Below are 19,391 nucleotides of genomic sequence, written 5' to 3'. Positions count from 1 at the left end.
TTTTCCTTATTGTCGAATACTATTGAGAGAAAGAACTAAAGGGAGGAACTAAAGTGGCAAAGTCGACAAAAGAGCTTCAATCAAGAAGTGAAGTACCTGTTGAAAGAACTTGGAGATTAGAGGATATTTTTGCAACAGATGAAGCATGGGAAGAAGAACTAAACAGCTTAAAGACAGATCTTCCTAAAATCAGTGAGTACCAAGGTAAAGTAGCGAATTCAGCTGACTCTCTATACAATGTTCTAAAGCTTCAAGATGAATTATCTGAAAGACTTGGAAAACTGTATACATATTCGCATATGCGTTATGATCAGGATACAACAAATGCACACTACCAAGCATTGAATTCAAGGGCAGAGAGTGTTTTAACCCTAGCACAAAGTTCTATGAGTTACTTAGTACCGGAAATTCTAAAAATGGACGAGGAAACGGTTAAGCGTTACTTAGAAGAGAAGGAAGAGCTCAAACTATATGAACATGTATTAAACGAGATTATCAGACAGCGTAAGCATGTTTTAAGTGAAACAGAGGAGGCATTGCTTGCGGAAGCATCTGAAGTTTTGTCTACGGGTTCACAAACTTTCGGAATGCTAAACAATGCTGATCTAAAGTTCCCTAGTATTACGAATGAAAAAGGAGAAGAAGTGGACTTAACGCATGGTCGTTACGTTGGCTTCCTAGAATCCAAAGATCGTCGAGTACGTCAAGACGCATTCAAGGCAATGTACGAAACGTATGGACAATTTAAAAATACATTTGCATCTACATTAGGTGGAACAGTTAAAGCACACAACTTTGATGCGAAAGTCCATCACTATGAATCAGCTAGACAAGCTGCATTAGACAATAACAATATACCGGAAACGGTTTATGATAACTTAGTTGAAGCTGTAAACGAAAGACTTCCATTATTACACCGATATGCGAAATTACGGAAGGAAGTACTGGGTGTTGAGGAATTGCATATGTATGATATGTATGCGTCATTAGTGCAAGATGTTGATATGGAGATTCCTTATGAGAAAGCCCAGGAGTATGTCCTTGAAAGTATTCAACCATTAGGTGAGGAATATATCCGTGTTATAAAAGAAGGATTTGAAAACCGTTGGATCGATGTTGAGGAGAATAAAGGGAAGAGAAGTGGAGCATATTCTTCTGGCTCTTACGGTACTAACCCATATATTTTATTAAACTGGCAAGATCGTGTAAATGATTTGTTTACATTAACACATGAGCTTGGCCATTCAGCACATAGTTACTTCACAAGAAAATATCAACCATATCGTTATGGAAACTATTCTATCTTCGTAGCGGAAGTTGCTTCTACATGCAATGAAGCATTGCTAAATGATTATATGCTTAAAACAATCGAAGATGAAAAACAAAAGCTGTACCTGTTGAATCATTTCCTAGAAGGATTCCGAGGAACTGTATTCCGTCAAACGATGTTTGCTGAGTTTGAGCATGAGATTCATAAGCGTGCACAAGATGGAGAAGCACTTACTGCTGATTATCTAACGAAGATTTACTATGAGTTAAATAAGAAATACTTTGGTGAAGATGTAGTTTCGGATGAGGAGATTGGATTAGAGTGGGCAAGAATTCCTCACTTCTATTACAATTATTATGTGTATCAATATGCTACTGGATATTCAGCAGCAACTGCTCTTGCAAATAAGATACTTTCTGGTGAAGAAGGTGCGGTTGATCATTACCTTGGTTTCTTAAAAGCTGGTAGCAGTGACTATCCGATTGAGGTACTGAAAAAAGCTGGAGTTGATATGACTTCTAAACAACCTATCTTAGATGCATTAGATGTTTTCGAAGAGAAGTTAAATGAAATGGAAAAACTTTTATTAAGTAAATAACACAAAGGATGACCTCTTGAACCAACTAATAGTTGGTTGCAGGTCATCCTTTTCAATTGGAGGAATCTCGTATGTATATTGAATGTCATCTCATCCTTCCTCGATATCTATCCCGATGCGTAAAGGAAAAAATCGTCAAATAGATGCAGAAGAATAAGATAGGTAGTGTGAAGTATAGAGGGATTAATTGCATGAGACCGAATAAATTTAATAATACAGCAAAAAAAGTTAGAATGATGAACAAATAAGGTATTAATTCTCGCATAGGATTCGCCTCCTTACATCAGCAGAAAATAGTCTAGTAATATATATGTAATGGGTAATAAAAATAGAAGTGACAGATTTGTGAAATTGATAACAAACATATTGAAAAAATCACTAGACCTTGTTATTATATATTTGTGAGATGAATCACAAACAAAACCCCTTTGTTTGATCATGAAACTTTCTCCCATCCCCCTTTGTTATATACAAAGAAGTGAGAAAATAAGGATATACGCTGCCCCGTATATCCTTTATTTTTTTGTTCTAAAATAGGGATCATACAAGTCATCTCCTCTTACATAAGAAAAACTAGTATTATTTCAAGGACACGGACGAATACGAATTATTCTAGAAAATAAAAAACCAAGTTGTAACCTTGGTTTAAAATTTATTATATATTATTACAAAAGCTATCCAATATATTGCCAAAAAGTACCGTGTTTTGCTGGGATTCTCTCTACTATTTGTTTTAGTGTTAGCTTTTTCATTTCTCGCTCTGATTTTTCCATTGACCAATTATAGACAACAGATACTTCCTTTGTACCAACTACTCCATAGTGTGCAACGAACTCCTCTAGAGATGGACACTGTGATGGGATAGGTAGGTGATCTAACATTTCACTTAATACTCTTACGTAAATCTCATAAGGATATAAACCAGATATTTTAATTCCTTGTTCCTCTATGTTTTTATGGAAAAACACCATAGTTGGCATATAATCGATTTCCATTTCCTTACTAAGTTTATAATCACACTGCAATGCTTTTTTGGCAGAGAGGGAATGCAGGTCATTTTTGAATTCCTGTAAATCCAATTTGGCTGCTTCTGCACATTCTAGTAGTACGTTCTTGTTAGAAATATCTTTTTTCTGTAGGAAGAGGCTTTCCTGAATTTTTCGCAAGAATACCTTTCCATAACGAATTCCTTGTAATTCTGCTGCTTTAATTGCCAGGTAAGCAATGGCAGGGGAATGAATTGGATTCTCTATCCATAAATCACCATCGCAACTCATCCCTGTACGAGATGCAGTACGTTCCCAAATTTCTCGTAGTTTTTTTGGTTGATTAAAATTATCATGATTTAAAGGTTTTGAAGCTCCGGAAATAATGGGCCTAATCGTAAACAATCGTCCATATTCAATTGATAGCTTTTTTAAATACGGCTCTAGTGACCAGCATTCTGGACACATTGGGTCGATAAATACATAAATTTCAATTGGTTTCTTTACAGTAGTACAACTATATTCGGACGATGTGTTTGCTTTCTGTGAGCTTAAAAGCTCCGTACGTTCCCAACTCACATCGATTCTCCTTTCTATGGTTCAGGTGTATTCATCATATGGTTTGCAGTCATGGTTAACCTTTCAAATATAGCTGTCCGATAAGGTTCTTCTATTCCTACTTCTTCAAGCGCTTCATCCATACAATCTAACCATGCATCTCTTCTAGATGGCGTAATTTCAAATGGAAGATGCCTACGTCTCATCATTGGATGTCCGCGTTCTTCAGTATAAAGATTAGGACCGCCAAAAAATTGCGTTAAGAAAAGGGACTGTTTTCTGGCAGTTTCTGTTAGATCTTCAGGGAAAATTGGAAGTAGCTTTGGATGATTACCTACTCGTTTATAAAATGCAGTTACCAAGCGGTCAATTGTTTCTTGCCCCCCGATAGCCTCGTATATTGTTCTGTGATTCATTCCATTACTCCTTCAGGTTATGTGTATATATTGTAGCAACAATATAGAACACCGAGCAAATTATCTGATTTTAGGAACCTTTTTGGACTAGCTTAGACTTTGGAAGAAACGAGCAATTTTATTAGGTGTTTCCTTTTTTCTATTCCTAATTGCTTTAATGTTTGCTCAAATGCCTTTAAGCCAGTTTCCTTATCCAGTGCTTCAATTTCCAATTCATAGTCTTCCTGATTATGGTAAGTACTATAGTCTAGAACAAAAATTAGCCCATTATTTTGATATTCTCTCCGAATTGTTGTTAAGCTCCCATAGTATTGTAATTCCTCTAATGGCACTTGTAGATTATGTAGTTGAGTGGTCGTTGCTTTCTTTGCTATGGGATTCCCTTTCATCCATAAGGAAGCTTCCTCGAATGTTAATGTGTCATGAGTCTCAAGTAAGCCATCCCCAAATGGCTCCTTTAGCGTTAATCTGTATTTCCCATTTTTCTCTCGTATTCGTAAAGCGGATTGTCTATTTTGAAGTTTACGGTCTGGTGTCTCGAAATAATAGTTTATTTGTTTTTGACCATCCTCGGGAAAAGGAAGATGTGCTAGCAACATATCGTACTCTTGTTTTGTTAATAAATTCTTAAATTCAATTTCAATTTCTTGTGTCATTATTTCCTCCAAAACATATCACGGAACTTGTAATATATTGGATCCATTCATTCCGTTTGACGTTTTTCTTTACATTGATTATGGCGAAATAGATATAAATATGCAAAGAATATCTATTTCTGTTATGTTAAAATAAGAACGAATCATGTTACTAGATTACAGGTGGTGTTTTATTTGAATTGGGAAGTGATACTTGCACCATATTCACAGGTTGTAGAAGAATTAAAAGTAAAACTAAAAGGAATGCGTGCTCAGTTCGAGTATGAAACAAGGCATTCTCCAATTGAATTCATAGTAGGGCGAGTAAAGCCTATACAAAGCATTCTAGAAAAAGCAGAGAAAAGAAATGTTCCACTCGATCGTATCGAAACGGATATACAGGATATTGCCGGTATCCGGATTGTCTGTCAATTTGTAGATGATATATACACAGTTGTTGATATGTTAAAGTCGCGTAAAGACTTCACCATAATAGAGGAGAAGGATTATATTTCTCGGGAGAAGGAAAGCGGTTATCGTTCTTATCATATGATTATTGAATATCCAGTGGAAACCATTCATGGTAATAAGGTGATATTAGCAGAAATACAAATAAGAACGCTTGCCATGAATTTCTGGGCAACCAATGAGCACTCATTAAATTATAAGTATAAAGGACAAATTCCTGAGGACTTAAAACAGAGATTACAACGGGCTGCAGAAGCGGCATTTAAACTTGATGAGGAAATGTCAAAAATAAAAACAGAAGTACAAGAGGCACAACGAATCTTATATCGTAAATAGAGGGAGGATTTACGGGTGAAGTTTAAAATCATTTCACGAGGTGACGAGAAATCGAATCAATTAAAAGTTAGGATGAAGCAACATTTAATTGATTTTGAACTAATCTATGACCGTGAGGAACCAGATTTAGTTATTTCAATAGGGGGAGACGGTACATTCCTAGAAGCGTTTCACCGATATCATCATCGCCTTGCCAATACTGCGTTTATCGGTATTCATACTGGACACTTAGGTTTTTATGCAGACTATGTGCCAGAAGAGCTAGAAAAACTTGTGATAGAAATTGCGAAAACTCCCTATCAGGTCGTTGAATATCCGCTATTAGAGGTAATTATTCGCTCTAAAACAGGAAATAAGACGGATCAATTCTTAGCCTTAAATGAGGCAACGATTAAAACGCCAGAAAGCTCTGTTGTTTTTGATGTAGAGATTAAGGGAGAACGCTTTGAAACATTTCGTGGAGATGGATTGTGTATTTCCACACCTTCCGGAAGTACAGCTTATAATAAAGCACTAGGTGGTGGGATTATTCATCCAAGCTTAGAAGCGATTCAACTAACGGAGATGGCTTCCATTAATAATAAAGTATTCCGTACAATAGGATCGCCATTAATTTTACCAAAGCATCATACATGTTTATTAAAGCCTCTAGTTGATCGTAGTTTCTTTATTACGATAGACCATATTACACATAATTATACGAATGTGAAGTCCATACAATGTCGTGTTGCAAAAGAAAAGATACGATTTGCGAGGTTTAGACCATTCCCTTTTTGGAATCGTGTCCGTGATTCCTTTATTGCAGATAATAGTTAAAGTACAGGTGAACAATTTATGAGATGGACCATTCAACAAACGGAAGAGGGTAAGCTCTTACGTGATTATTTACGAAATACTCAAGGCTTTTCGAGACGTATCTTGAAAAGCCTTGTTTATGACGGTGGCACGTTACTCGTTAATAATGAAAAGGCAGATCTTCGCTATATTCTAAAGACCGATGATATAGTTACCTTAGAATTTCCATCAGAAGTAAAAGGTAATCATATGCATGCGGAGCCTATACCATTAAATATTGTATACGAAGATGAAAGTGTTCTAGTAATCAACAAGCAGGCAGGTGTTGCGACCATTCCGTCCATGAATCATCAAACAGGAACTATCGCCAATGGTGTGTTGTATCACTATGAAACTCATAACATTCCGTATACCGTACACGTGGTTACACGATTAGATCGTGATACATCAGGACTATTATTAATAGCAAAACATCGATATAGTCATTCATTGCTTTCATCCATACAAAAGAATGGTGGAGTAAAGAGGAAGTACTTTGCAGTTGTAGATGGCGTCCCAACACCCATACAGGGCACAATTAATGCGAACATTGGACGGAAAGAAGGTTCGATAATCGAGCGTATCGTACGTGAAGACGGCCAACAAGCGATTACCCATTACGAGGTTAAACAAGATAATAGATGGTACGCCTTAATAGCTGTCCAGTTGGAAACGGGACGAACTCATCAGATTCGTGTTCATTTCTCTCACATTGGGCACCCCTTACTAGGGGACGATTTATATGGTGGAAGCAAAAATTTAATCGAAAGACAAGCATTACATTGTTATTTTCTAAGCTTTGAACATCCTATGACGAAAGAAATTATGTCTTTCCAAGTTGATTTACCAGAAGATATGAAAAAAATCCTTCCAGAAGAATAAACGTTATTCCTCTGGGAAGGATCTAAATTTTTCATTATTGTAAGGCTGTAAAGAAGGAACAGAAACAATAGTTTCTTCAGGAAGTCGGAAAGCTGTAAGCTTGTTCCCAAATACACAGCCTGTATCAATATTAATTGTTTTGTTTACAATACGAGGATTTTTTACAGGTGTATGCCCATAAACAATCCATGTATCCCCTTCATAATGCTGTGCCCAGTCTCTTCGTATCGGACGACCAGCTTCATCAAACTTACCAGTTATGTCCCCATACAATACAAATGTTTCGACCCTTTTATCATGACGACCAATATAAGATTTCTTAATTCCAGCATGAGCTACTACAACATTTGCTTCTGGAATTTGTAGATAAAGGGGTGATTCCTCATACAATCTCATAAACTGCTGGCTAACATGACCTTGCATCTTTTTGTCTAACGCTTCATATTCTGCAACCGTTGTTTCAAGTCCATGAATATGTTTTACTTTATTTCCTAGAAAGAAGCGGTAGAGCTTGTTACAGTGATTACCTGGAACATATTTTGCTTTCTTTTGTTTGATTACCATTTCAAAAACCAACTGAATGACCTTGATGGATGCTGGCCCTCTATCTGTCAAATCACCTACAAACACAGGAATCCTACCATCAGGATGGACATATATATCCTGCTTCTTTTGATAACCTAATTCCTCAAAAAGCGTACATAATTCATTGTAACAGCCGTGAATATCGCCGATTACATCGACTTTCATGGTTATCCATCCCTTCACTAAAAATAAAAGCGAGAATAGTATTAGCCATTCTCGCTTTATTCAAACATATACTTTTTCGTTCGCGAATGGATATTAAGGACAATACCAATTGCGATTAAATACGTTAACGTAGAACTTCCCCCATAACTTAAGAATGGCAATGGAAGTCCAGTAATCGGTAGTAATTGAATCGACATCCCGATGTTTTGGAATATTTGATAAGCAAACATCCCAACAAATCCAGTCACAATGTAACTTCCATAGCTATCATTACTTTGAATCGCTATATGGATAAGGCGATATAGCAATAGGAAGAATAGTGTTACAACAATACTTGACCCGATAAAGCCAAATTGTTCAGCAACAGCAGTGAAAATCATATCGGTATGGCGTTCCGGAACATCCACTTGCATTGCTTCCATCCCAATCCCTTTTCCAAATAGCTGACCAGAACCTATTGCCATCATCGCTCGTATAAGCTGGTATCCAGAATCGGAGTACTGCTCAGGATTTAACCAGCCATAAAATCTACTGGATACATGTTTAAAGACAGACTCCTGTAGGAAAACGGCCACTGAGTCTGGGAAGATAAAATATGCTGCCACAATAAGACCAATGATTCCAAAACCAATACCAGCTATGGTGAATATGAGCTTCCAACGAATACCAGAAACTAGAATCATGGCACCAGCTATAGCAGCTAATACTAAAAAGCTTCCTAAGTCAGGTTGTACGGCTATTAATGCCATAGGAGGTAAGCAGAAGCCAATCATTTTCCCTAATAGCCAAAGGTCACTTTTAACCGTTTGTTCCAAGTATTTCTTATGATGACTATACATGGTATGTGCAAGGGTTAGTACAAGTATTACTTTCATAATCTCCGCGGGTTGGAAGGTACCTAGTACTGGAACTTTAAACCAGCTATAAGCCCCATTAACATCGTGAATAATTGGACCAGGGAACCGGAAGAATAGCATCAGTAACATGGTTACTCCTATACCGTACAATATCCAGGTAAGCTGTCTGAAGCGATCATAATCAATTAACATAATAACCGCTATTAATATCGAACCACCCACATACCAAACGATTTGTTTTTCAGGGAAATTTATTCCTGAATAGATTGCTGGTAGTGTAGGTTCGACTGTATAGATGGTAAACACACTAACAATTCCTAGTAGTAATATAATGGATATTAATGTATAATCAATATTATTTTTTGAGGTATTCATAGGTTATCCTTACTTTCTATATGATGTAACATTCTCACTAAATTTTACACGATTTATTAATTATTTTAAACTAAGGAAAGGTTTATATTTCCGATAGTATCGATAATTTTTTACCAGATTATTTTATTATAACATCTTTATCGAATGTTAGCCGAATGATTAATTAGGGAATGGTAAAAGAAAGGATAACTCTACACATTTCGTATCACATCGAAGAGACGTTAGACTCGAGGGGAGGGGCATCATGGAAAATATCGATGAAATGAAAGAAATCCATTTCAACAAAATTCAACAATATCTTACCGAAGAAAACATTGACTTATTCCGAAACTATTTTTTGGAAATGCATCCATATGATCAGGCGCAATTTTTTATTGAAGTGGAACCAACAGAGCGAATATTAATCTATACTTATCTATCTCCTCAAGAGGTTGCTGCAATGATGGAACATATAGAACTGGAAGATATTCAACCGTTCTTTATCGAAATGCATCCTAGATTCGCATCTGGAGTATTTGCAGAAATGGCTACGGATGATGCAGTTGACATTCTGAATGAAATGGAAAAGGACAAGGTTGTAAGCTTCCTCACTATGATGGATGCTGAAGCAGCACAAGGAATTAAAGACCTTCTGCATTATGAGGAAAAAACAGCTGGTAGTATTATGACGACTGAGTTTATTTCAGTCTATAAAACACAAACCGTCATTGATACGATGAAACAATTAAAGAAGGAAGGGCCCAACGCCGAAACAATTTATTATTTATATGTTGTAGATGATGATAAACGGTTGGTAGGGGTTCTCTCATTACGTGATCTAATTATTTCGGATGACCATGCCACTATAGAGAGCATTATGAATGAAAACGCATTTTATGTCTCTGTTGCTGATGACCAGGAAGAAGTTGCGAAAATGATGCGTGATTATGATTTCTTAGCTGTGCCAGTTGTCGATTATCAACAACATTTACTAGGGATTATTACGGTGGATGATATTTTAGACGTTATTGATGAAGAGGCTAGTGAGGATTATTCAAAGCTAGCGGGTATCTCTGATGTTGCCCGTCCAGATACCAGTCCATTAATAGCTGCGAAGAAACGGTTACCGTGGTTAATTATCTTATTGTTTTTAGGACTTCTGACAGCAAGCTTGATTGGTCAATTTGAGGAAACGTTAAGTAAAGTTACGATACTATCCATATTTATTCCATTAATTGCTGGGATGGCTGGTAATACGGGTACTCAGGCGTTAGCGGTAGCTGTCCGCGGTCTAGCAACTGGTGAGTATGGGGAGACAGGTAAATTAAAATTAATACTTCGAGAAGCGGGCACAGGTCTAATAACCGGAACTGTATGCGGAATCCTAATTACACTCGTTATATTCCTTTGGCAAGGAAATCTATATTTAGGCATATTAGTAGGATTATCAATCATGGCTACATTGGTTGTTGCTACCCTTGCAGGATCCTTAATTCCAATTCTTATGCATCGATTAAAAATAGATCCAGCAGTAGCTTCAGGTCCATTTATTACCACGATTAACGATATTATCTCAATCTTGATTTATTTTGGGTTAGCCACTACTTTTATGAGCCTATTAATGTGAAAAAGAATGCAGGAGTTTGCTTCCCCTGCATTCTTTTTGTGCTTAATTTTAATTTAACTTCTAAATATAGGCATTTAACACAATCCAACTCGCCGAATCATATAATAAGTTGAAAAATGAATATGAAAGGGGCAATCCGTATGGCAAAAAACAGGAAGTTTGCAAGAGAACCACTATTATATATTCACCAGCCTACTGTTAGTAGTCCTAATGCACCAATGCAACATTCCTATGTGAACCAGAGAAAACAAACTTCAACAGCTCCAGAAACAGAAAAAAAAACTCCACCCAAAGCCATTAAAAAAAGGCCAAGTACCGAATTAATAGCACAAAGTATCACGAAAGAACTAAAAGAGCCACTTCCAAAACAACCAAAAAAGAGAAGACCTGTTCTTCCTGTTCAAGAAGTGGAGGGGAACAACGAATCTATTGAATCAAAAGCTATCGATACTACAAAACTAACCGAAGAAACGACAGAAGATAAAGCTACCGAACGAAAAAAGTTCAAAGATATGTCCACAACGGAAAAGATTGAGTATTTTATCAACACCCCTCAGCATTTACCTAGAATGCGAAGTGAGGTAAGAACGGATGAAAAGAAGTATAGAGGTGTCATCATCAATATGGAAGAAGACGAGATTATAATGAGAGTAGGGAGAAGATCTACGAGGATAAAGATTGATGACATTACCGATATTCAGCTTCTAGGTTTTTGAAAGGAAAAACACCATGGAAAGAATTCTCTCTCCATGGTGTTTGTTAGTAAATTAGTCAAACACACTAATTGCTGGTAAGCAAGTAACGTGGCAGAAGCAATCTAGGTCTACAGTAATACAAATTCCTGTGTTCTCTAGATCAGTTGTTAATTGATCACAAGGATCTTTAAGGTGGTCGCAAGTAACAGGGTCGTTACGATCACGTAATAGTTCTAGAACTGCACAGCAGTCATCTGTTACAGTCTTAACACGGAAGATGAAGCTAGCCTTCAATTCTCCAATAGAACCTAACGTGTTTCCGCGTTTAGCTCCAAACCCTTTGAATGGCTTACAATCACCTGCACAGTATAGAATTACAGGGACTGTATCCAATCCATTACCTGTATCTCTTTCACCTAATAAATCGTTGATTGATTGCTCACAACTAGTGTCGCAACAATTCTCGATAACATCATTTTGAGCATCTACGATATCTCGAAGAATCTCACAAACACAGTTATCTGTTGCTGCACCTTCTACTTTACGATGGCCACAACCCATGAACATTTCTCCTTTCCAATACTTAATGACTTACTTTCTTTACTAGAATATGTGTTATACGTCATTAGGTGTGGGCACCTGTACATAATTAAAAAATAGTCATAAAAACAGAAGCTTACATTATTTGGGTTTGATTTTCTTTAAAAAACGGGCATATGACTATACCTAAAAGAATCCAATACATAGACTATAATGAGACAAATATCACAGGAGGAGTGACTTTTATGTCAGAGAATAATAAACGTATTATTCGGGTGAAGGATTTAGTTATTCAAGCTGATAATATCTATATTGAACCGAATAGACCTCGTGACCCTATTTTTGGAGGGGTAAGAAGGCAGGAGGAAGAGTTAGAGTCTAGTCATTACGAATCCGAAGAGAAGCAACATGATGACAGAGACCGTAGACCGTTTTCTTGGATCTAACTAAGTTTTATACATTCAATCATTACGGAGCAGCTGAAATAGCTGCCTTTTTTTATAGGTAAGCAATCGTAGATTAGATTAGTAAAAGGAGGTATCTGGTTGGATATAGACAGATTGATTGAGAATTTAGGGGTAATTGCGAAACATTTGGAAAAAAATGAAAAATGGTTTCAACAACCGGGTAAAAAAATGGCTGAATTTGAAAAGGATATGGAGGAGTGGAATACACGTTATCTTAAGACAATACACGATATTGAGAAATGGATAAAAGAATTGGAGAAGAGGATGGAGGGTTAATTTTATTTTGTATGACCCACATAAAGCATTGCTAAATCCCGTATAATATAGAAAAGTTGAGGGGGTAAGGTTATGGGATATATACTACCGATTCAACAACATGAGTATTCGGATTATCAAAGAAGAATGGTAACAAGAAAACGGAATATATCTTCTGTAGAAAGACCATATAAGTCAATCTTGCAGTCGCAATATGAAGAACTTCAACAAGAAGAAGAACAGCGGAACATGGGTATGGTAGCTTTGCATACACAAGAAGAAGCACCTAAAATCGATATGGATGACCTAATAAAAGAGCTTGAAGGGCTAGGTAATTTCATTAATAAGCGAGTTTAACTGCCTAAATATATTAGGCAGTTTTTTATACACTTATTTTTTGGGTTTTCCTCGATTAACGAACGGTAAGACAAGCATTTCCTCATCTTTCAAATATTCTGCGTAAAATACATCTTTCACATTGTCATAGCCATGTTCCTTTAACTGCTCAAGTAACCATTCCTCGGAGAGATTTTTTTCCTCTAGATTATCATAAATAATTTCACCATCATTAATGAGGGTAACAGAGAGGTTTGCGGGTTGAGGAGCTAGCTTCATATCTTTACGGGTAGGAGTTTGGTAATCCGATTTCTTTAGAACAGAAATGGCACCATTTGTTTCTAATATGGCATACTCCACTTCGCGAACAGAGAATACATCTTTTTCTCGTAATAAGTGTTGAAGTTGATTTACATCCAATTTGTTCTTTTTCATGACATCTCGTATTAATTTTCCTCTCCGAATCACGATTTCAGGCTGACCTTCAAACAAAGCACGTGTGCCTTTAAATTTTTGTGTCACTATCTCAATCGAGTACAACAGACCACCCCATAGAAAGAGAACAAACCCCATCTCTAGAATGCTTGCCTTATCATCAAACATGGCATTTCCAACTAGTTCACCTAAGATAATGGCTGATATAAAATCAAACGCAGTTAATTGTGAAATTTGGGTTTTTCCAAGTAGTTTAGTTAATAGGTATAGTGCTAAAAAGCCAAATAAAGTATCCCATAGCATTTGAGGATAAGAAAGCATATACAAAAAACCCCTTTCCAATTATAGAGTTACCGAATTTATTAATAAAATGTATGGAAGAGAGGATTTTATGGAATAAAAAACAGCTCGTTTAAAAACGAGCTGTTTTAAGAAAACTCTTTAATCATGGTAACGTGTGGTATACCAGCATCTAAAAATTCACCTGAAACCGTCTGATATCCTAATTTCTTATAAAATTCCTCAGCGTGTGTTTGTGCATTTAATTTTGCTTTCGTATAGCCTTTTTCCAGTATGACTTTTTCCATAGCTTGAATAATGTCCTTCCCAAATGACTTCCCTCGGAAGTTTTTTAATACACAAATTCGTTCTAATTTTCCATACCCATCTGCGAAACGTAGGCGACTAGCAACAACAGGCTGTTCTTGTTCATATCCAAGAAAATGGATAGCTGTATCATCAAATTCATCTATTTCTTCTTCTACCGGTACTTTTTGTTCGTTAACAAAAACCTCTGTTCTAACGAAAAAAGCATGTTCTTTTTCTTGTTCTGTTTCTACAATCTTTAATTTCATACAAGTTCCTTTCCAAATACAAAAGATTCATATACTGTCCACGACCCATTATCCAATTGGTAGAGCAATTGGAAGCGATCTACTTTATCCTCAAATTGGAAGTCGCGCATTTTCATACGACCAAAAATATCAGAATACTCATCATCTAGCAATTTCTGTCCGATTGTAATATGCGGTACGAAGGCGAACTTTTTATTTTGTGGAAACTTTCCTGTGTGCAATTTCTCATATAGCTCGTCAAGCTTTTCTTCCGGTTCTACCTTCAAATAGATGGTATTCGTTACTGGAACAAAGGAGCTTACTTTATTGATACGAATATGAAAAGGGTGTGTTTCGTTAGCAACCCGTTTTAATTCAGGAATTAATTCATCGATCATCTCATCATCTGCTTCAAACGCTTCTTTTAACGTGATGTGGGGTGGTATTAACGGATAGTGTGGGTCATAACGTTTACGATAAGAATTAGCTTCATCTTGTATCTTCTTAGATGGGAATATTGCGATACCGTATTTCATACAATAACCTCCTAATTATTATATTTTCTAAGTATAATTAACTTTATTTATATACTAAAGTGGCCAACGTGGAAAGTGATTTTTTACTCAATTTCATACAAATTATAAGGTTATTCGTCACCAAATATGCTCTGAAGTGCATTTTCCATATCCTGTTGCCAATACTTCCACGTATGTTCACCATCCGGTATTTCCTTATAGTGATAGGTTAATCCTTTTTGTTCTAATAGTTCCTTCAGTTTTCTGTTTGGTGTTAAGAAATCAACATTCGGTTCTTTCGTTGTCTGAACATTTGTCTCGTTTGTACCAATCGTATGGTAAATATCTAGTACTTCAAGGTTCGATGCGTTTTCAACAGCTTCCAATACTACATCATCTACTAAAGGTGACTGGATGATCACCTTTCCAAATGTATTAGGATATTTGATCGCCATTGTTAGGGCAAATGTTCCAGCTAAGGAGTCCCCCATTAAAGCCCGAGAGCCGCCCATATGAAAAGTAGGGAGGAGGTCATCTAATAATGGGACAACTTCCTTCATGATAAACTTAGAATATGCTTCATATTGTTCCCCAGATGGATGATACTTCTTTAATCGGTCATATCGATCTTTATAATGAATCCCAATAAATATGGTGTTTTCAATTTCGGCATCTTCATGTAGTTTATCACTAAATGTTGCAACCCGACCCATCTGGTAATAATCATTACCGTCTTGCATGATACAGATGTGATATTTATATAGTGGAGAAAAAGACTCTGGCTGATAAATTTTTAATGTCATGCTCTCTCCAAGATAACGACTCGTTATTTCTCGTTCAATCATTTTTCCTTTTCTAACCAATATTCTCACCCCATAAGCTATATACCTGAATATAGTTTACCATGAATCGATGCGGTTGTAATCTTAACTACCGACCACTTCTTTTAGTTGGCCTTTGTATAGATTATAATAATTTCGTTCTAAATCGAGTAGCTCTTCATGATTTCCTTTTTCCAGTATATGCCCGTGCTCTAGCATTACAATTTGATCAGCTTCTTGAATCGTGTTTAACCGGTGAGCAATGATAAAGCTAGTACGCCCCTCCATAAGCTGTTTTAATGCTTCTTGGATTTTTAATTCGGTTATTGTATCAATATTACTTGTTGCTTCATCAAGGATTAAAATAGTAGGTTCAGCAATAAATGCTCTGGCAATTGTAAGTAATTGCTTTTGCCCTTGACTAATACCGCTGCCGTCCTGATCGAGTATCGTGTCATAACCATCGGGTAATTGTTCAATAAATTCATGGGCATTTGCCTTCTTCGCTGCCTCTATAACTTCATCGTCTGTCGCATTTAGTCTTCCATAACGAATGTTTTCTCTAATCGTGTTATGGAATAAAAATGAATCCTGCAACACAAATGCCATATGCGCCCGTAGGCTAGAGCGCTTTATCTCCTTTAAATTAATGCCATCAAGCGTAATACTACCGCCATCATAATTATAGAAACGAGAAATTAAATTAATAATCGTTGTTTTACCAGCACCTGTATGACCAACAAAAGCTACAGATTGACCTGGTTTTGCTTCAAAGCTGATATTATCGAGAATTACATCATCCTCATAACCAAAAGTAACATTTTCAAATTTAAAATGTCCTTTCGTTTCGTGAAGTTCAATTGCAAGTTCTTCATCTAACTCTTCTTCTGCTTCATCAATTACATTAAATACCCGTTCTGCACCAGCTACAGCCGATAGCAATAAGTTAAACTGGTTCGATAGTTCGTTTAACGGACGAGTAAACTGTCGAGCATACTCTGTGAAAATAACAATGACACCAACCGTAACTAATGTAGTGTTAATGGCTAATATACCACCTACAAGAGCAATCATTCCGAAGCTTAGGAAATTCAACATATTCATCACTTTCGGAATGAATCCAGCAAGTGTTAAAGCCCAGAATCCAGAATGATTTAAGTCTTTATTTTTCATCTCAAATTCACTAATAACAAGTTCCTCTTGGGAATATGTTTTAACAACATGTTGTCCTGCTATCGTTTCCTCTACATAACCATTTAATTCACCAAGTCGTTTTTGTTGGAGTTTATATAATGGGCCTGTTCGCTTGGTAATCCATTTAGTGGCAATAAACATGACAGGAATGATGGACATGGTAACAAGTGTTAATAACGGGCTTAAGTAAAGCATTACGCCAACAGTTCCAATTAATGTTAGTATACTTGAAAACACTTGAATAACAGATTGATTTAAGGTGTTATTTACGTTATCAATATCATTTGTAATACGACTCATTAACTCCCCATGCTGTCTCTTATCAAAGTAGGCAATAGGTAATCGATGAAACTTATGAAAAAGCTCTGAACGTAGGTCGTAAACGGTGTTTTGTGCAATTCCAATCATCCAGTAACTTTGCAAGAAAATAGAGACAGAATGGAAAATATAAACAACTATCAGTCCGATAATTAATACTCCAATTCCAGATAATTCCTTATCTACAATAAATCGATCGATTGCTCTACCAACCATAAACGGTCCTAAAAGGCTCATCGCAGAGCTAATTAATACCATGAAAACCACTAACCAAAGTCTTGCTTTTTCCCGTGCAAGATAGGACCAAATTCGTTTTACGGTTCCATAAGTATCTTTTGCACGTTTTTTGGTTTGTTCTTCCGAGATACTTTCAAGCGGTATTTTTTCATATTGAAAAGGATCTTTTAGCTGCTGTTTAATGGACATTGAGATACTCCTTTCCAAATTGTGATTCCACAATCTTTTGGTACAGATTAGATTGCTGTAATAATTCCTCATGTGTACCAATCGTTAAGATTTTTCCTTCATCTAGTAATAAAATTCGGTCTGCATTCATTGCGGTAGAAACCTTTTGCGTGATAATTAATAACGTGTTCAGATCATCCTGAATCGCATCTAGTAATCTTGCTTCTGTGGCCAAATCGAGTGCACTAGTACTGTCATCCAGCATAAGAATTTTTGGTTTGCGGATTAACGCCCTAGCGATTGAAATACGTTGTTTTTGACCACCAGATAAATTGACACCTTTTTGACCAACATGGGTTTGGTATTGATAAGGTAAGTCCATAATAGTGTCATGTATTTGAGCGTTTTTTGCTGCTTGGATTATTTCTTCTTCCGTAGCATGTTCTTTACCCCATGAAATATTTTCTACAATTGGTCCACTAAATAGTAACGGGCTTTGTGGTACATAACCTATCGCTTTTCGTAATGTTTCTAATTTATAGGAAGTAATAGGTTTATCATCCATTAATATTTCTCCATCTGTAACATCATATAGTCTTGGAATTAGCTGGAATAAAGAAGTTTTCCCAGCCCCAGTTGCCCCGATGATAGCGAGCTTCTCTCCAGGATTAACGGTAAAGGTTAGATTCTGTAAAACAGGTTCCTTCGCAGTAGGGTAGTAGAAACTAACATTCTTAAATTCTACTTTGCCTTGTATAACAAGTTGTTCACTATCGGCATCCTCGGAATCTAGTAAGTCAATCTCTTCCACAAGTACTTCACTAATACGTTCCGCAGAAGCCTTTGTGCGAGATACCGCCATGATAATAAAGGAAAACATCGAAATAGCCATTGCTACACGCATCGCATAGTTTACAATCGCAACAATATCGCCAACCTCTGTCGTCCCAGCTATAACTTGTGAATTACCAAACCATAGGATTGCGATAATACTTAAGTTCATTACGAATAAAAGGATTGGCATGGATGCCTCGATAAACCGGAATGTAAATCTTGTATTATCTCGAAGATTGGTATTCGCATCTGTGAAACGTTCTCCCTCAAAGTCACGTCGGAAGAATGCCTTAATTAGTCGCATACCTGCAAGGTTCTCTTGCATTACACGATTCACATTGTCAATGCTTTTTTGAACACGATCAAACATATTAGAGGCCTTTTTAAGTACCCATAAAAGAAAACCAATTAATAATGGAACCGTAATCAAGAAGATGATGGCTAGACGCGGATTCACGACAAATGCCATGATAACACCGCCTAATGCAATTAACGGTGCCTTCATCATAATTCTAAGTCCCATAAAGATTGTATTTTGTATTTGACGAACATCATTTGTAAATAATGTCATCAAACGAGATGCTGGGAATCGATTTAAGTTTGCAAACGAGAATTCCTGGATCTTACGGAATAATCGTTCACGAATGTCATGAGCAAAGCCCCAGCTCACATGGGAGGCATAAAAGGAATTAATAATTCCGGATATAAAGGATAAGAATGCTAACCCAATCATAATACTTCCCCACATGACGATATTGTTTAAATCGCCATTCTGTACACCATCATCAATCATTTTTCCAAGGAAAAATGGGAGAAGGAGCTCAACAGCTAGCTCAACCAGCATGAGTAAGAAGGCAATAATGGCCCCTAATTTATATGGTTTCATAAAAGAAAAAACAGTTTTCACGAACAGTAAACCCCCGTTGTCGAAATTATGAGTCTTTTTTAAATAAAATATAATGATATCTTATTATAAAGGATAAACAGGTTTAGTTCCAAGGATATATTTCGGGTTTAGAAATAAATTGTGGGTGGTGAGTAGAGGGGAGCTGATATTAGTGGATACGCTGATATATGCAGGAAATCGCTAATATTTTCAGAAATCCGCTGATATAAGGGAATATACGCCAATATAACGAAAAATTCGCTGATATATGGATAGTGGATGGTTA

General features: G+C 36.5%; 21 protein-coding genes. 9 read left to right on the top strand and 12 right to left on the bottom strand.

The window, feature by feature from the left end; translation table 11 throughout:
- Nucleotides 1-53 precede the first annotated feature (53 nt).
- Nucleotides 54-1,868 (top strand): oligoendopeptidase F, encoded by a 1,815-nt coding sequence (gene pepF, locus G5W_RS0101470; RefSeq protein WP_010093590.1) that lies wholly within the window; start codon nucleotides 54-56, stop codon nucleotides 1,866-1,868.
- 674 nt (nucleotides 1,869-2,542) lie between these two features.
- Here pepF and G5W_RS0101460 read toward each other — a convergent pair.
- The 3 genes from G5W_RS0101460 to G5W_RS21870 all read right to left on the bottom strand — a co-directional run bounded on the left by G5W_RS0101460 (nucleotide 2,543) and on the right by G5W_RS21870 (nucleotide 4,484).
- Nucleotides 2,543-3,433: a ClpXP adapter SpxH family protein gene (locus tag G5W_RS0101460; protein WP_010093587.1), complete on the bottom strand. Its 891-nt coding sequence runs from the start codon at nucleotides 3,431-3,433 to the stop codon at nucleotides 2,543-2,545.
- A 14-nt stretch (nucleotides 3,434-3,447) separates the two neighbouring features.
- Complete coding sequence (locus G5W_RS0101455; protein ID WP_010093586.1) at nucleotides 3,448-3,828, bottom strand: globin domain-containing protein; 381 nt, start codon at nucleotides 3,826-3,828, stop codon at nucleotides 3,448-3,450.
- A gap of 92 nt (nucleotides 3,829-3,920) precedes the next feature.
- A complete protein-coding gene (locus G5W_RS21870; protein ID WP_010093585.1) occupies nucleotides 3,921-4,484 on the bottom strand; it encodes a CYTH domain-containing protein in 564 nt (187 codons plus the stop codon).
- Between the two features lie 174 nt (nucleotides 4,485-4,658).
- On the opposite strand from G5W_RS21870, the gene yjbM reads away from it, so the two are divergent.
- The 3 genes from yjbM to G5W_RS0101435 are packed head-to-tail and all read left to right on the top strand — an operon-like array spanning nucleotide 4,659 to nucleotide 6,983.
- Complete coding sequence (gene yjbM, locus G5W_RS0101445) at nucleotides 4,659-5,267, top strand: GTP diphosphokinase (RefSeq protein ID WP_010093584.1); 609 nt, start codon at nucleotides 4,659-4,661, stop codon at nucleotides 5,265-5,267.
- Between the two features lie 15 nt (nucleotides 5,268-5,282).
- Nucleotides 5,283-6,083 (top strand): NAD kinase, encoded by an 801-nt coding sequence (locus tag G5W_RS0101440; RefSeq protein WP_010093583.1) that lies wholly within the window; start codon nucleotides 5,283-5,285, stop codon nucleotides 6,081-6,083.
- 18 nt (nucleotides 6,084-6,101) lie between these two features.
- Nucleotides 6,102-6,983 carry an RluA family pseudouridine synthase gene (locus G5W_RS0101435; RefSeq protein WP_010093581.1) on the top strand — a complete coding sequence of 294 codons (882 nt, stop codon included), beginning with the start codon at nucleotides 6,102-6,104 and terminating at the stop codon, nucleotides 6,981-6,983.
- A gap of 3 nt (nucleotides 6,984-6,986) precedes the next feature.
- Here G5W_RS0101435 and prpE read toward each other — a convergent pair whose 3' ends face one another.
- Together prpE and G5W_RS0101425 are read right to left on the bottom strand one after the other, a co-directional pair.
- A complete protein-coding gene (gene prpE / locus G5W_RS0101430) occupies nucleotides 6,987-7,733 on the bottom strand; it encodes a bis(5'-nucleosyl)-tetraphosphatase PrpE (RefSeq protein WP_010093579.1) in 747 nt (248 codons plus the stop codon).
- Between the two features lie 56 nt (nucleotides 7,734-7,789).
- Complete coding sequence (locus G5W_RS0101425) at nucleotides 7,790-8,965, bottom strand: FtsW/RodA/SpoVE family cell cycle protein (protein ID WP_010093578.1); 1,176 nt, start codon at nucleotides 8,963-8,965, stop codon at nucleotides 7,790-7,792.
- 244 nt (nucleotides 8,966-9,209) lie between these two features.
- Here G5W_RS0101425 and mgtE point away from each other — a divergent pair, with 244 nt between their 5' ends.
- Together mgtE and G5W_RS0101415 are read left to right on the top strand one after the other, a co-directional pair.
- Nucleotides 9,210-10,571 carry a magnesium transporter gene (mgtE, locus tag G5W_RS0101420; RefSeq protein WP_010093577.1) on the top strand — a complete coding sequence of 454 codons (1,362 nt, stop codon included), beginning with the start codon at nucleotides 9,210-9,212 and terminating at the stop codon, nucleotides 10,569-10,571.
- A 140-nt stretch (nucleotides 10,572-10,711) separates the two neighbouring features.
- Nucleotides 10,712-11,287 carry a CotO family spore coat protein gene (locus G5W_RS0101415; protein WP_010093576.1) on the top strand — a complete coding sequence of 192 codons (576 nt, stop codon included), beginning with the start codon at nucleotides 10,712-10,714 and terminating at the stop codon, nucleotides 11,285-11,287.
- A gap of 51 nt (nucleotides 11,288-11,338) precedes the next feature.
- Here the strand turns inward: G5W_RS0101415 and G5W_RS0101410 are convergent, their stop codons facing one another.
- Nucleotides 11,339-11,827: a CotY/CotZ family spore coat protein gene (locus G5W_RS0101410; RefSeq protein WP_010093575.1), complete on the bottom strand. Its 489-nt coding sequence runs from the start codon at nucleotides 11,825-11,827 to the stop codon at nucleotides 11,339-11,341.
- Nucleotides 11,828-12,051: 224 nt separating this feature from the next.
- Between G5W_RS0101410 and G5W_RS0101405 the strand changes: the two genes are divergently transcribed.
- The 3 genes from G5W_RS0101405 (at nucleotide 12,052) to G5W_RS20195 (ending at nucleotide 12,885) form a co-directional block, all read left to right on the top strand.
- Nucleotides 12,052-12,252, top strand: a complete 201-nt coding sequence (locus tag G5W_RS0101405) for a hypothetical protein (RefSeq protein ID WP_010093574.1) — start codon at nucleotides 12,052-12,054, stop codon at nucleotides 12,250-12,252.
- A gap of 99 nt (nucleotides 12,253-12,351) precedes the next feature.
- The gene (locus G5W_RS0101400; protein WP_010093573.1) at nucleotides 12,352-12,549 is read left to right on the top strand and encodes a hypothetical protein; all 198 of its coding nucleotides are present in this window, start codon (nucleotides 12,352-12,354) and stop codon (nucleotides 12,547-12,549) included.
- A 72-nt stretch (nucleotides 12,550-12,621) separates the two neighbouring features.
- The gene (locus G5W_RS20195; RefSeq protein ID WP_010093571.1) at nucleotides 12,622-12,885 is read left to right on the top strand and encodes a hypothetical protein; all 264 of its coding nucleotides are present in this window, start codon (nucleotides 12,622-12,624) and stop codon (nucleotides 12,883-12,885) included.
- Between the two features lie 33 nt (nucleotides 12,886-12,918).
- Here G5W_RS20195 and G5W_RS0101390 read toward each other — a convergent pair whose 3' ends face one another.
- The 6 genes from G5W_RS0101390 to G5W_RS0101365 all read right to left on the bottom strand — a co-directional run bounded on the left by G5W_RS0101390 (nucleotide 12,919) and on the right by G5W_RS0101365 (nucleotide 19,126).
- Entirely contained in the window at nucleotides 12,919-13,620 is a 702-nt protein-coding gene (locus tag G5W_RS0101390; RefSeq protein WP_010093569.1) for a DUF421 domain-containing protein, read from the bottom strand.
- A gap of 107 nt (nucleotides 13,621-13,727) precedes the next feature.
- A complete protein-coding gene (locus G5W_RS0101385) occupies nucleotides 13,728-14,153 on the bottom strand; it encodes a GNAT family N-acetyltransferase (RefSeq protein ID WP_010093567.1) in 426 nt (141 codons plus the stop codon).
- A complete protein-coding gene (locus G5W_RS0101380) occupies nucleotides 14,150-14,668 on the bottom strand; it encodes a YjcG family protein (RefSeq protein ID WP_010093566.1) in 519 nt (172 codons plus the stop codon). Before G5W_RS0101380 ends, G5W_RS0101385 begins: the two co-directional genes overlap by 4 nt.
- Before the next feature lie 110 nt (nucleotides 14,669-14,778).
- Nucleotides 14,779-15,510 (bottom strand): alpha/beta hydrolase, encoded by a 732-nt coding sequence (locus G5W_RS0101375; protein ID WP_010093564.1) that lies wholly within the window; start codon nucleotides 15,508-15,510, stop codon nucleotides 14,779-14,781.
- 63 nt (nucleotides 15,511-15,573) lie between these two features.
- Nucleotides 15,574-17,406, bottom strand: a complete 1,833-nt coding sequence (locus G5W_RS0101370) for an ABC transporter ATP-binding protein (RefSeq protein ID WP_010093562.1) — start codon at nucleotides 17,404-17,406, stop codon at nucleotides 15,574-15,576.
- Nucleotides 17,396-19,126: an ABC transporter ATP-binding protein gene (locus tag G5W_RS0101365; RefSeq protein WP_010093561.1), complete on the bottom strand. Its 1,731-nt coding sequence runs from the start codon at nucleotides 19,124-19,126 to the stop codon at nucleotides 17,396-17,398. The genes G5W_RS0101370 and G5W_RS0101365 overlap by 11 nt, the downstream gene beginning before the upstream one ends.
- Nucleotides 19,127-19,391 lie beyond the last annotated feature (265 nt).

This window comes from Ornithinibacillus scapharcae TW25, assembly GCF_000190475.1.
Taxonomy (GTDB): domain Bacteria; phylum Bacillota; class Bacilli; order Bacillales; family Amphibacillaceae; genus Ornithinibacillus; species Ornithinibacillus scapharcae.
The sequence above is the reverse complement of the archived record's forward strand: the minus strand, read 5'-3'. Positions and strand labels throughout refer to the sequence as shown.